Origin of the sequence: Slackia exigua ATCC 700122, assembly GCF_000162875.1 — a bacterium.
Lineage (GTDB): Bacteria > Actinomycetota > Coriobacteriia > Coriobacteriales > Eggerthellaceae > Slackia > Slackia exigua.
The window spans coordinates 787,712-801,584 of record NZ_GG700630.1 but is presented as its reverse complement, the minus strand read 5'-3'; the positions used below and the strand labels follow the sequence as shown (position 1 = coordinate 801,584).

General features: G+C 63.9%; 9 protein-coding genes and 1 riboswitch. Of the genes, 7 read left to right on the top strand and 2 right to left on the bottom strand.

Annotated features, from left to right (window positions below):
• Window positions 1-52 precede the first annotated feature (52 nt).
• Window positions 53-643, bottom strand: coding sequence for an ECF transporter S component (locus HMPREF0762_RS03505; RefSeq protein ID WP_009076833.1), 591 nt, complete (start codon window positions 641-643; stop codon window positions 53-55).
• Window positions 644-651: 8 nt separating this feature from the next.
• A riboswitch (FMN riboswitch) is annotated at window positions 652-818 on the bottom strand.
• A 467-nt stretch (window positions 819-1,285) separates the two neighbouring features.
• Between HMPREF0762_RS03505 and HMPREF0762_RS03500 the strand changes: the two genes are divergently transcribed.
• The 4 genes from HMPREF0762_RS03500 to HMPREF0762_RS03480 all read left to right on the top strand — a co-directional run bounded on the left by HMPREF0762_RS03500 (window position 1,286) and on the right by HMPREF0762_RS03480 (window position 8,820).
• Window positions 1,286-2,713: an alanine/glycine:cation symporter family protein gene (locus HMPREF0762_RS03500; protein WP_006362052.1), complete on the top strand. Its 1,428-nt coding sequence runs from the start codon at window positions 1,286-1,288 to the stop codon at window positions 2,711-2,713.
• A gap of 126 nt (window positions 2,714-2,839) precedes the next feature.
• The gene (locus tag HMPREF0762_RS03495) at window positions 2,840-3,466 is read left to right on the top strand and encodes a TetR/AcrR family transcriptional regulator (RefSeq protein ID WP_006362051.1); all 627 of its coding nucleotides are present in this window, start codon (window positions 2,840-2,842) and stop codon (window positions 3,464-3,466) included.
• A gap of 25 nt (window positions 3,467-3,491) precedes the next feature.
• Window positions 3,492-8,543, top strand: coding sequence for a 2-hydroxyacyl-CoA dehydratase (locus HMPREF0762_RS03485; protein WP_006362050.1), 5,052 nt, complete (start codon window positions 3,492-3,494; stop codon window positions 8,541-8,543).
• A gap of 49 nt (window positions 8,544-8,592) precedes the next feature.
• A complete protein-coding gene (locus tag HMPREF0762_RS03480) occupies window positions 8,593-8,820 on the top strand; it encodes a hypothetical protein (protein ID WP_115314204.1) in 228 nt (75 codons plus the stop codon).
• A 600-nt stretch (window positions 8,821-9,420) separates the two neighbouring features.
• On the opposite strand, the gene HMPREF0762_RS03475 is transcribed toward HMPREF0762_RS03480, so the two are convergent.
• Window positions 9,421-10,509: an MBL fold metallo-hydrolase gene (locus tag HMPREF0762_RS03475; RefSeq protein WP_006362046.1), complete on the bottom strand. Its 1,089-nt coding sequence runs from the start codon at window positions 10,507-10,509 to the stop codon at window positions 9,421-9,423.
• 131 nt (window positions 10,510-10,640) lie between these two features.
• On the opposite strand from HMPREF0762_RS03475, the gene rsmI reads away from it, so the two are divergent.
• The 3 genes from rsmI (at window position 10,641) to HMPREF0762_RS03460 (ending at window position 13,667) form a co-directional block, all read left to right on the top strand.
• Window positions 10,641-11,492, top strand: a complete 852-nt coding sequence (gene rsmI, locus HMPREF0762_RS03470) for a 16S rRNA (cytidine(1402)-2'-O)-methyltransferase (RefSeq protein ID WP_006362045.1) — start codon at window positions 10,641-10,643, stop codon at window positions 11,490-11,492.
• 622 nt (window positions 11,493-12,114) lie between these two features.
• Entirely contained in the window at window positions 12,115-12,426 is a 312-nt protein-coding gene (locus HMPREF0762_RS03465; RefSeq protein WP_006362041.1) for a glutaredoxin family protein, read from the top strand.
• A gap of 14 nt (window positions 12,427-12,440) precedes the next feature.
• A complete protein-coding gene (locus tag HMPREF0762_RS03460) occupies window positions 12,441-13,667 on the top strand; it encodes an iron-containing alcohol dehydrogenase (protein ID WP_006362040.1) in 1,227 nt (408 codons plus the stop codon).
• Window positions 13,668-13,873: the final 206 nt, after the last annotated feature.

Sequence of the window (13,873 nt, the reverse complement as noted above, 5' to 3'; positions counted from 1 at the left end):
GATTGCTTCCTTGCGAGGGCGAAGCTTCGGGCCGAGGGTTCGGGCATGGTCCTCATTCGCGTCCCTTCACCTGGTCTTTCTTAGGTGTGATCAGGTTCGATACCGTCTTGTACACCGCGAGCGCCAAGAGGGAGTTGAGGCCTGCCTTCATGATGTTGAACGGGATGACGGCCGGCAGCATGAGCGGCAGGATGGCGTCGGCCGATCCGTAGAAGAACCACACGCCGAGCGTCAGGTTGGAGGCGCAGTTGCCGACCACCACCACGACGATCGAGACGAGCAGGCCTCCGATCGCGCCTTTGAACGTGTGGAAGCGCTTGTAGATGAGGGATGCGGGAAGGATGAAGCAGAGAGCCGCGACGTAGTTCATGAGCGCACCGACCCAGTTGCCCATGATCAAGCCCTGGATCGTGGCCGCAAGCAGCGCGACGACCATGCCGGGACCGGCGCCGTACGCGAATCCGACGACCATCGACGCCGCGAGCGACGGGTCGTATTTGAGGAAGTCCGCGCCGGGAAAGATCGGGAACTGGACGAACGAGAGGAGCGCCGCGAGCGCGGTCATGAGTCCCATCGTCACCAATTGCCGGGTGTCCCACCTGTTGGTGTTCTTGATGGACGCGATACGAGACTGTTCGGACATGATTGCATCACCTGCCTCTTCCATCCGGACTTTAACCGTTGGTCCCGGATTCGCACCGGGTCAACCTCGGGACTCGAACCAACGAGCCGAGGGTCGCGGACTTCGGAGGCGGGCCGTCTGCCCGATCTTCTCCGTTACCGCCAGTGAGGAATTTCACCTCGCCCTGAAACAGCGTCCCGATACTAGCACCGTACGGTCGGCTTGCCTAGCCGGCATTTTTCTGAGATGCGGGGATGGGTGCGGCGGATGCCGCCGCGCCGAGCCCGACGAGCGATTCTCCTGAGCTATGCGCGGGTAGTTGGGATGAATGCGCGGGCGCCCGGCCGCATCGCGGGCATGCGTTGAGCGGCGCCTCCGCACGCAGGGAGAGGATGCGTTTCGATTCGATGGGCACGGCGGATGCCGCCGCATATGCCTCAGCCGCCTTCGAACGCCGCTCACGGAATAGTTCGCCTTCTTTTCCCGAGAACGAAACCTTGCCGAAATGCAGGCTCCCTATACTTCCCGAAACATCGTCGTAAGACGTATGCGCAGTTCAATAACGATGCAACGCGATTTGAGCCGATACGAAACGTGGTTCGGGCTTTGCACGCGCGTACGCGCGGCGTGGATTCGATGCGGCCATGCGAAGAAGGGAAGCACATGGATATCGTCGGAATCATCGATGCGGTTGACGGGTTCGTCTGGGGCGTTCCCATGATCGTGCTTCTCCTGGGAAGCCATCTGTTCCTGACGGCGCGCACGGGATTCATCCAGCGCAAGCTGCCGCTCGCCATCAAGCTCTCCATCACGAAGGATCCCGATGCCGAAGGGGACATCAGCCAGTTCGGTGCGCTGACCACGGCGCTTTCGGCCACCATCGGCACGGGCAACATCGTCGGCGTGGCGACGGCCATCCTCGCGGGCGGCCCCGGGGCCGTGCTCTGGATGTGGCTGACCGGCGTCTTCGGCATCGCGACGAAGTATTCCGAAACCTATGCGGCGGTCAAGTACCGCGTGAAGGACCACGAGGGCAAGATGCTCGGCGGCGCCATGTACGCATGGGAGCGCGCGTTCACGCGTCCCGACGGTTCCGTTCCGGCATGGGCGAAGGCGGGCGCGGTGCTTTTCGCGCTGTTCGCCGCCATCGCGTCGTTCGGCATCGGCTCGGCCGTGCAGTCGAATTCCATGACGACGGTCATCCTCGCGAATGCGCCGGGCATTCCCGTCTGGGGCATCGGGCTCGGCATCGTGATCATGGTTTCCATCGTCATCTTCGGCGGCGTGACCGTGATTTCGAAGGTGTGCGAGAAGCTCGTGCCGTTCATGGCGATCGCCTATGCATGGGGCTGCATCATGATCATCGGTATGAACTGGGATTTCGTATGGCCCGCCATCAAGCTCATCTTCACGGCGGCCTTGGATCCGCGCTCGGCGTTCGGCGGCCTGCTCGGCTCCGGCGTCATGGCGGCCATCCAGTTCGGCTGCGCCCGCGGTCTGTTCTCCAACGAATCGGGCCTGGGTTCGGCGCCCATCGTGGCATCGGCCGCTTCCACGCGCAATCCTGCGCGTCAGGCGCTCGTGTCCATGACCGGCACCTTCTGGGACACCGTCGTCATCTGCGCGCTCACGGGCATCGTGCTCGTGTCCACGATGCTCGCGCATTCCGAGGTCGTCGACCAGATCGCCTCCGGCTCGATTACCGCGGGCGCGCAGCTGACGAGCGCGGCCTTCGCGTCCATCCCGTACGTGGGAACCCCCATCCTGGTCGTCGGCATGATCCTGTTCTCGTATTCGACGATTCTCGGCTGGAGCTATTACGGCAACCGCTGCGCGGCCTACCTCTTCGGCAAGCATGCCGTGCGACCGTATCAGGTGCTGTATGTGCTCGCGGCCTTCGTGGGATCGCTTGGCGTCGCCAATGTCGTCTGGAACGCGTCCGATGTGGCGAACGCGCTGATGGCAGTGCCCAACATCATCGTCGTGCTGTTGCTGTCGGGCCTGATCGCCCGCGAGACGCACCACTATGTCTACAGCGGCAACCTGGACGAGGCCTCCACCGACGAGATTCCCCAGCACGCGGATAAATAAGGATTCGCCGCGCAGGCGCTTGCCTTCCTGCGCGCCGCTTTCTACAATCTTACGTTATTAGACACGGTGTTCAAAATTAGTCACTTTGTCTAACAGATTGGACGGAATGCGGAAGGCGGTGGGGGAATGTCGTCGAGCACGTCGAACACGTCGAACGCCGAGGATCGGCGCATCGCACGCACCAAGGCGGCGTTGCGCGATGCCTTGATCGCGCTTATGAACGAACGTGGGCTCGACGGGTTCACCATCAACGACCTCTGCGCGAAGGCCGACCTCAATCGCGGCACGTTCTACAACCACTACAAGGATAAAGACGACCTGCTCCGCTCCCTTGAAGACGAGGTCCTTGAGGGCTTGAGCTGCCTGCAGCCCCATCTCAAGAGCCTGTCGGTCATATCGGTCGGGCGCTATGCGCTTACGCGCCGCCCGCTGCCCGTGCTCGTCGAGCTCTTCGACTACCTGCGCGGCCAGGCGGAGTTCCTCCAGGCTGTCATGGGCGAGGGCGGCGACCCGTCGTTCGGCGGCCGCCTGCGCACCTACGTGTGCGACAACTTCATCCTCGCGCTGCTGCATGCGCGCTACCGCGCCGACCGCACCGCCTTCGTGGACTACTACGTCGCGTTCTACGCCAATGCGTACCTGGGCGTCATCTGCCGCTGGATAGAAACCGGCATGGAGGAATCATCCGAGGAGATGGCGCGCATCGCGGTGCGGCTGCTCTTCATCAAGCCTGGCGAATCCATCAAGCTGTAAGCATCGCTGCCACCAAGGAGCTTTCATGAACGATACGGAAGAGAACATGCCGGATACGACCGAACTGCGGATCGCAGGTCGAACAACGGTCGAACCGCAGGCCGCGGATCCAGCGACGGCCGCCGCGCAGGCTGCGGGTTCGACGTCGGCTGCCGTGCGGGCCGAGGAATCGTCGGCCGGCGCGCAGGCTGCGGATCTGCCTGCGACAGGTGCGGTCGTGGCGGACGTGCAGGCCGCAAGCCCCTCGTCGGACGGATCGCAGGTTATTGAACCGTCGGCCGCCGCGGATGCTGCAGGCTCCTCTGCCGCCTCGTCCGTGCGCCACATCGGCATCGACGTCGGCTCCACCACGGTGAAGGTGGCCGTGCTCGACGATGCGTTCGCCATCGAGCATTCGTGCTACCGCCGCCACCATGCCGACATCCGCGCGACCATCGTCGAAGTGCTCGAGGAAGCCGCCGAGAAGTATCCCGATACGCCCATGACCATGGCGATCACCGGCTCGGGCGGCCTTCTGCTCGCGCAGTGGCTCGGCATCGAATTCGTCCAGGAAGTCATCGCCTCCAAAACCGCCGTGTCCACCTACATCCCGCAGACCGACGTCGTCATCGAGCTCGGCGGCGAGGACGCCAAGATCATCTATTTCGACGAGGGCATCGAGCAGCGCATGAACGGCACGTGCGCCGGCGGCACGGGCGCTTTCATCGATCAGATGGCGACCCTGCTCAACACCGATGCGACCGGCCTGAACGAGCTCGCGAAGGGCTGCAGGACCATCTATCCGATCGCAAGCCGCTGCGGCGTGTTCGCCAAGACCGACGTGCAGCCGCTCATCAACGAGGGTGCCCATCGCGAAGACATCGCGGCATCCATCTTCCAGGCCGTCGTGACGCAGACCATCTCCGGCCTGGCATGCGGTCGTCCGATCCGCGGCACCGTCGCCTTCCTCGGCGGTCCTCTCCAGTATCTCTCCGAACTCGACAAGCGCTTCTGCGAAACGCTCGATCTGGACGACGAACACGCGCTGCGTCCGAAGAACGCCCATCTCTTCGTTGCATCGGGCGCCGCCATCTGCGGCACGCCGAACGCTCCCGAGCGCATCGCCTGCGTGCTCGACCGTCTGCGCAACCTGGGCGACATCCAGGGCAGCGAAGTCGTGCGTCTGCCTCCGCTGTTCGCGAGCGAAGACGAGTACCGGGAGTTCAAAGACCGTCACGACCGGGAACGCGTCAAGCGCGGCGCTCTCATGCGCTATTCGGGCACGGCGTATCTGGGCATCGATGCCGGATCGACCACGTTCAAGGCGGCGCTCATCGGCCGCGACGGCGAGCTTCTGTGGAGCCACTACACGAACAACCGCGGCGACGTGCTCGGAACCGCCAAGCAGACCGTCGCGATGCTCTACGGCGACATGCCGGTCGATGCCGAGACGGGCGAGCCGCTCGTGCGGATCGGCCACGTCACGGTCACGGGATACGGCGAAGGCCTTCTGCTCGAGGCGTTGAACCTCGACTCCGGGGAAATCGAGACGGTCGCGCACCTGCGCGGCTCGCAGGAGATGCTGCCGGGCGTCGAATTCATCCTCGACATCGGCGGCCAGGACATGAAGTGCCTGCGCGTCAAGGACGGCGTCATCGAGCACATCATGCTCAACGAGGCATGCTCGTCGGGTTGCGGAAGCTTCATCGAAAGCTTCGCGACCAGCCTGAACCTCGACATCATGTCGTTCGCGCAGACGGCGAACGCGGCCAAGCATCCGGTCGATCTGGGCAGCCGCTGCACCGTCTTCATGAACAGCCGCGTCAAGCAGGCGCAGAAGGAAGGCGCCACCGTCGGCGACATCGCGGCGGGCCTGGCCATCTCGGTCGTGAAGAACGCTCTGTTCAAAGTCATCAAGATCCGCGACCCCCACGAGGTCGGCACGAAGGTCATCGTGCAGGGCGGCACGTTCTTGAACGACGCCGTGCTGCGCGCGTTCGAGCAGCTCGCCGAGGTCAGGGCCGTGCGCCCCGACATCGCAGGCCTCATGGGAGCCTACGGCGCCGCGCTTCTGGCCCGGGATCGCGCCGCAGGCGAAGATGCACGCACGAAGATGCTGTCGCTTTCCGAAATCGAATCGCTGCGCCCCGCGCAGAAGTCGGCGCGCTGCAAGGGTTGTTCCAACAACTGCCTGCTCACGATCAACGACTTCGGCCGCGACGCCGCCACCGGCAAGCATCGCCGCTTCATCACGGGCAACCGCTGCGAAAAGGGCATCGGCCTTGCCACGAAGCGTTCGAGCGCGCCGAACCTCTACGAATACAAGAACCATCGCCTCTTCGACTACGAGCCGCTTCCTGCCGACGCCGCTCCGCGCGGCACCGTGGGCATTCCGCGCGCGCTCAATATGTACGAGAACTACCCGTTCTGGTTCACGTTCTTCACGCAGCTGGGCTATCGCGTCGTGATCTCGGACGACACGACGCCGGCCACCTACGAGGAAGGCATCGAGTCCATGCCTTCCGAAAGCGTGTGCTATCCGGCGAAGCTTTCGCACGGCCATGTGATGAACCTGCTCGCGAAGGGCCTCGACTTCATCTGGATGCCCTGCGCAAAGTGGGAGCGCCAGGAAGACGCCGGCGCGGGCAATCATTACAACTGCCCGATCGTCGCATCGTATTCCGAGGCCCTGCGCCTGAATATCGACGAGCTCGACGAAAGCGAGACGGCGTTCCTGAATCCGTGGCTTCCCTACGATCAGAAGGAGAAGCTCAAAGACCGCCTGTTCGTCGAGCTGTACGAGAATTTCCCCGATGCGACCTGCCGCCATGCGTCCGCACCCTCGCGGGCCGACGTGGCCGCCGCCGTCGAGGCCGCATGGGCCGAGGACGAGGCGTTCAAGGAAGACATGCATGCCAAGGGCGTCGAGACCCTCGCGTGGATGGAAGAGACCGGGACGCACGGCATCGTGCTCGCCGGCCGCCCGTACCACAACGACCCCGAGATCAACCATGCCATCCCCGAGCTTCTGACGGGCTTCGGCCTGGCGGTTCTGACCGAGGATTCGGTCGCCCATCTTGGCGAGCTCGAGCGTCCGATCCGCGTCGTCGACCAGTGGATGTACCATACGCGTCTCTATGCCGCCGCCAAGGTGTGCACGCAGCGCAACGACCTTGATCTGGTGCAGCTTGTGAGCTTCGGCTGCGGTCTCGATGCGCTCACGACCGACGAGGTGCAGGAGATTCTCGAGGAATCCGGCAAGATCGCCACCGTGCTCAAGATCGATCAGGTGTCGAACCTGGGCGCGATCCGCATCCGCATCCGCTCGCTGCTTGCGGCCCTGAAGGACCAGGCCGATCGCCGCGCCGAAGAAGCCGCCGCGCGTCCGGGCGCGCTGGGCTGCCCGACGGTGGGCGAGCACGGCGCGTACCCGACCGACGTCGAGGTCTCGGATGCCGAGATGCGTCGGCATGCGGCGCATGCGAAGGAGCGCATGGCGGGCAAGACCGGCGCGACCGAGGCTGCCGCGGCGGCGGAGATCGCGCAGTCCCAAGGAGCCTTCGCCGACTTCCGTCTCAAGCAGCGCGAGGCCGAATCCACCGAGTTCGCCAAGGTCTCGTTCACCGAGGAGATGAAGGAGGCGGGCTATACGATTCTCGCGCCGCAGATGGCGCCATATCACTTCGAGATCCTGCAGCCTATCTTCACGCGCTTCGGATACAACCTGGAGCTTCTGCCGAGCGTGGACACCGGTGCGGTGGACGCGGGCCTGAAGTACGTCAATAACGATATCTGCTATCCATCGATCCTGGTCACAGGCCAGATCATGGAAGCCGTCACGAGCGGCCGCTACGATACCGACAAGCTTGCCGTGCTCATTTCGCAGACCGGCGGCGGATGCCGCGCGACCAACTACATAGCGCTCATCCGCAAGGCGCTCAAGGCGGCGGGGCTCGGGCACGTGCCCGTCATCTCGCTCGCCTTCAAGAAGCTCGACGAGAGCAATCCGGGCTTCAAGGTCACGCCGAAGATGCTGCTCCAGGCCATCTACGCCATCGTCTACGGCGACCTGCTCATGCAGTGCCTCTACCGCACGCGCCCCTACGAGATCGAGAAGGGCTCGGCCCAGCATCTGTTCGACACCTGGATGGCCACGTGCAAGGCGCAGATGCTCGAGGGCGTGACGTACAAGACCTACAAGCGCACGATCCGGCGCATCGTGGAGGATTTCGACACGCTGCCGCTTGCGGGCGAGGGCACCAAGCCGCGCGTGGGCGTGGTGGGCGAGATCCTCGTGAAGTTTCATCCGACGGCGAACAACCAGGTCGTGGATGTGATCGAGGCCGAAGGATGCGAGGCCGTGGTGCCGGGGCTGACCGAGTTCTTCCTGTTCGGCATCGCAGGCGCCATCTTCCAGAAGGATCCGCTGGGACGCTCGGCCAAGGGTGCCGTCGGAAGCCGCATCGCGTTGCGCGTCGTCGACCGCATCCGCAAGCCGCTTTTCGACGCGCTTGACGCATCGGCGCGTTTCGAACGCCCGACCGACATCTACACGCTTGCCGATTACGCGAGCGACATCCTGAGCCTGTGCAACTCCATGGGCGAGGGATGGCTGCTCACGGCCGAGATGGTGGAGCTCATCCGTAGCGGCGCGCCCAATATCGTGTGCGCGCAGCCGTTCGCGTGCCTGCCGAATCACGTGGTGGGCAAGGCCGTCATCAAGGAGCTGCGTCGCCGCTACAGCCAGAGCAACATCGTCGCGGTCGACTACGATCCGGGAGCGTCCGAGGTCAACCAGCTCAACCGCATCAAGCTCATGATCAGCGTCGCGAAGGCGAATCTGGCCGAAGAACGCGGCGAGGCCCCGGTCTATGCGCGGGCCGAGCGCGAAGCTGCGACCGTCGAGCTGCAGGATTCGTTCGACGTGTCGACGACCCAGGGGTGCGGCGTCGTGCTCGACGTAGATGCCATCAGCCGGCGCGTGGCCGAGGAGCTTGCGCGCGAGGACGCCGCTTGCGAAGCGGATGAGCTTGCGCTCGAGGGTGCTGCTCACGAAGCCTATGACGACAAGGAGGTTGGTGCGGGCAGGGTCGTTTGATTCTCAGCCTTAGGCGTTGCGGGTCGAGACGTTTCGGCAGGATGAGGCGTTGCTGCAGGTCAGGGCGTTGCGGCAGACCGAGGTGTTGCTGCAGGCCGAGGCGTTGCTGACCGAGGTGTTGCTGCAGGTCAAGGCGTTGTTGACTGGGGCTTCGCTGCAGGCCGAGGCGCTGTGGACCGATGAGCTGCGGATCGAGGTCCTGCATGCCGAAGCGCTGCAGACAGAGGCGCTGCGAGCCGAGGCGCTGCTGCGGGCCGAGGTATCTCTTCGGCCATAGACCATGTGGGCCGAGATGCCTCTTCGGTCATAGGGTGCACGGATGCACAGATCGAGGGATATATGCGGCTGCAGGTCGAAGCGTTGCTTCAGACCGAGGTGTTGCCGCAGGTTAAGACATTGCTTCAGACTGAGGTGTTACCGCAGGTCAAGACGTTGCGGATCCGCTTCCGTCGGGCGGCCTTGGTCGGCTTATGACGGGCTGCATGTGACCCATGACGGGACATGCGACCCATGACGGGACGTATGTGCTTTGTTATGACGAGTTGTATGTGCTTTACCGTCCAACTGCCAAAATCGAGGAGCTTAGTGGGATTTTTCGAGTGGCATTCTCCTCTATCTGCTTCTCGCAAATCGATATATTGTTATTAGAATACTTCTACAACAATATATTGTATATACAAAATGAGCTAGATCGGTGCTGTGATTCGAAATCCCGTCTTCGAACCCCCTAAGCTCCTCGATTTTGGCAGTTGGGCAGGAATCGCACGCGAATTTTCGTTCAACGACGATTTTTTGACAGGTAGGGGCTCTCGATAGGCAAGGGCGTTCCTGCGGGCGCAGCTCGTCAAAGGCGGCCGCTCGGCTGCATCAAGGCGCGCTACTCGACGGTGATCGCTCGTTCCTGGAATCCGACGTCGGCGCGGGCGTCGTGCCTTTCCTGAAAAAGCACCTCTTGAAAAGCGCGTTTCGGCAAATCGTAGGTATTGGTGTTTTGCGATACGTGCAGGGCGACGACTCGTTCGAGCCCATTGTGCAGAAGGCTCCTGAGTTCGCAGGCCCCCTGTTCGTTGGACAGATGCCCGCGATCCGAGCCGATACGGGCGATGACCGAATACGGGTACGGCCCTTTTTCGAGCATGTGGAGATCGTGGTTTCCTTCGATCGCAAGAATGCGACATCCTTGCAGATGGACATGTGCTGCCGAGGTCACGATGCCGGTATCGGTCATGAATCCGAGCACGTCGTGCGTAGCGGCCGCGGCATCGATGCACGTAGCGGCCGCGGCATCGACGCACGTGGCGGTCGCGGCGCCGATGCGCGCAGAAGGCGCATTGTCCTGCGAGGCGAATCCGATGTTGTCGCATATATCTGGATTGCCGGCACCGAATGCGGTCAATCTATCGGCGCCACGCATGGGTATGGTGCATGCAGGTGAATCGTCCCGAACGATCGAAGCGCGCGCGTTCCTGCCGCATTCGTCGGCGATGCGCTCGTGCGCATTGAGCGGACCTCTTTCCCTGCCGACTTCGCCCGAGCTCGTCTCGAAGCGGAACCCATAGGATGCGACGGCATCATGCGAGGTGAGGAATGGAAACACGTCGATACCCGCCAATGTGAGCTCGCTCGAATCGTCGAACGGCCGTGCCTGGGCATCAAGGCTTGCGAGCGCGTCTGCGATGTCCCGGCTTGCGCACACGACGGATGGATCGGCGAAGACCTGCGGATGCGCACCCATCTTCGCGAGACCGCGCAACACCACGCCGAGTCCCTTCGTATGGTCGGTATGCTCGTGCGTGACCAGGACTCCCTCGATACGAAGGGGATCGAAGCCCGTCTCTGAGCAACGCTGCAGGAACGCCTTCTTCGAGATGCCGCAATCTATGAGCAGCGCGCGTCCGGTTTCCGCATCCTCCACGACGGAAGCGTTGCCATGGCTGCCGCTCGCAAGCACATGAAGCCTCAGCATGCCGTCCTCCGCTCGTTGGTTGTGATTCTCTCGATCACAGGTCTCACTATGATCGCAGGGCCTCACTATAAACGAAGGCGGACTTCGGGAGACGAGCGAGCGTTCGTCGACCCGATGCGTATAATGGCCGCATGCCCGGAACCATCTACATCTGCCCTACGCCCATCGGCAATCTCGGCGACATCACGCTGCGCACGCTCGATGCCCTGCGCGACGCCGACGTCGTCTGCGCCGAAGACACGCGCGTGACGGGCAGGCTGCTCGCCCATTTCGGCATCGAGAAGCGCGTCGAGCGTCTGGACGAGGCGGTCATCGCGCAAAGGGCCCCTCGTATCGTCGAACGCGTCGAGGCGGGCGAAACCATCGCGTTCTGCAGCGACGCCGGCATGCCGGGCGTGTCCGACCCGGGCGCGCGGCTCATCGCCGAAGCGCAGGCCCGAGGCGTTCCCTGCGTCGTGCTGCCCGGCGCTTCCGCGGCCGCGACCGCCTACGTGGCGAGCGGCATCGCCGCGCCCCGCTACTATTTCGGCGGGTTCTTCCCTCGTAAACAGGGAGAACGTCGCGACGCGCTCAAGGCGCTCGCCGCGCTCGATGCCGCGCTCGTCTTCTATGAAAGTCCGCATCGCGTGGTCGCCGCGCTCGATGCCGTCGCTCATGTCTTTCCCGAACGCGACGTCGCGGTCTGTCGCGAACTCACGAAGCTGCACGAGGAAGTGTTCAAGGGTCCCGCGCAGGACGTGCTGCGCGAATTCTCCGAGCGCGAGGCGCATGGCGCCATCAGGGGGGAAATCGCTCTGGTCGTCGGCCCGCCGACTCCGGACGAGGCCGATCGGGACCAAGAAGAGCTCCGGCATGCCGCCGTCGACCGCGCCCGTGAGCTCCTGTCCGACCCTTCCGTCTCGAAGAAAGACATCGTGCGCATGCTGAAATCGGAGTTCGGCATGGGGCGGAACGAAGCGTACGAGCTCGTGCACGCGCTCTGATCCCGCGCGTTTAGGCGCTTGGGATCCATTGCGCGCGTTGCCGTCACGTCGCAACGGGTGCGACGTCGTCATCTCGATGCATGCCGGGTCGGGCAACCGAAGTGCCGACGACGGCAGGCAACGTCCATCCCGCCGCGCGCAGTGCATCCGAGCAGCGCGCGGTCATGGGTAAGAAGCCATCGCTGACGTGGATCGTGACGCCTCGGAAGAGTTAACCGGGGCTTCGCCTCGTTCCTGCTACACTGGGTCCAACGATACGGGGCTTCGCCTCGCGGCCATGCGGGCTTGCATCGTACGGTCATGCGACGACGCACGAATCGCAGCCGCTTCGCCTCGCGATCATGCGGGCTCGCATCGCGCGGCCGCGCGACGGCACGCGAATCGCGATCGTTTCGCGTCGTGCGACGCGAAGGTCTCGCGTGACGCGAAGCGCGGGGGCGCTCCGTCACGAAACGACGTCAAGGAGGTTTCCCATGGGTTCCCACAAATTCTGGGCCGTCGCGGCTCTCGTATGCATGATATGCGCGATGTATACAGGTGCAAAACGCACCGATTAGCAGAGGCGGGAACGTCCGCGCATCCCGCCGATGCACCCAATGAACCTCCATACGGCATCGATATAATGCCGCCTGAAACAGTCGTCGTTTCGGGCGGCGTATGTCGCTTCGAAGCATTCGAGATGGGAGCCGTCATGCCTGAGCTCGTCTTGTACAAGAAGGATTCCTGCCCGTACTGCCAGAGGGTCATGCGCTGGATCGATGCCGAATGGGCCGGACGCGCGCCCATTGCGTATCGCGACATCGTCACCGAGCCCGCCGCGGCCGAGGAACTCGTGCGGGTCGGCGGCAAACGCCAGGTGCCGTGCCTGTTCGTCGACGGTACGCCGATGTACGAATCGGGCGACATCGTCGCGTACCTCGCGTCCCTCGAATAGTCCGGAGGGAATCCATGAACGATTTCACGTTCCAGTGTCCCACGCGGTTCGTCTTCGGCCGGCAGGCCCTCGACCAGGTGGGGGACGCTCTAGCTGAGCGCGGGTTCTCGCATGCGCTCGTCGTGTACGGCCGCGGTTCGGCCGAACGGTCCGGCATCCTCGACCGCATGCGCACGCAGCTCGCTTTGGCGGGCATCGCCGTGACCGAGCAGGGCGGAGCGCGCCCTAACCCCGAGGTCGCATTCGTGCGCGAGGGAATCCGCGTCGCGCGGGAAGCCAAGATCGACGTCGTGCTCGCCGTCGGAGGCGGCAGCGTCATCGATGCGGCGAAGGCCATCGCGTTCGGCGTTCCGTACGAAGGCGACGTCTGGGATTTCTTCTGCAAGAAGGCGCAGATCGGATCCGCCCTGCCCGTAGCCGCGGTGCTCACCATCCCGGCCGCCGGTTCGGAAGCCTCGGATTCGTGCGTCATCAGCAACGATGCGCTCGGTGCGAAGAACGGCGTGAACTGCGCCCTCTTCCGTCCTTTCGTCGCGTTCATGGATCCGCAGGTCACGTTCTCGCTCCCTCCGTATCAGACGGCTGCGGGCGTGACCGACATGATCGCGCACATCTGCGAGCGCTTCTTCAGCGGCGTGGGCGCCGTGCCCGTGACCGACAACATCGCGTGCGGGCTCATCCGCGCGCTGATGGACGAGACGCCGCGCGCGCTGGCGAACCCCGATGACTACGATGCGCGCGCCAACATCATGTGGGCGGGCATGCTCGCCCACAACGGTCTTGCAGGATGCGGTCGCGCCCTCGCATGCGGGCAGCGCGCGGGCGGATGGGAAAGCCACGCGCTCGAGCATGCGCTTTCCGCCTTCGATACGACCATCACGCATGGGGCGGGCCTCGCCGTCATGATGCCGGCGTGGATGCGCTATGTCTGGCGCGACGATCCGGACCGTTTCCTGCTCTTCGCGCGCGAAGTGTTCGATATCGAACCGGTTCAGGAAGGCGACGAGGGCTTCGTGAGCGAAACGCAGGCGGTCGAAGACGCCGTCGAGGCCTGCATCGACCTGCTGGCCTCGTTCTTCGCCAGCATGGGGATGTCCGTGCGCCTAGGCGGCTTCGGGCTTTCCGAGGAATGCGTGGACGATCTCACGGCGAAGGTCATCGCCGCGAAGGGCGAACCGTTCGGTGCCTTCAAGAGGCTCTATGCCGACGACGTCCGCGCCATCTACCGCTCCGCATTCTGAGAACGTCGCGCATGCGAACGCATCGGCGCGCCGTCGGGGATCGCGCCGTCGGGGATCGCGCCGTCGGGAGATGCGCCATCGGGAGTCCGCCCTTCACGTGGACGGGTCCGATGGGCGCATCGCCTGCGGTACAATACCTAGGTTTCATTCGATCGCGCAGGCGGTGCCATCAGCCGCGACGCGCACGATACCGGAGGGGCGCCATC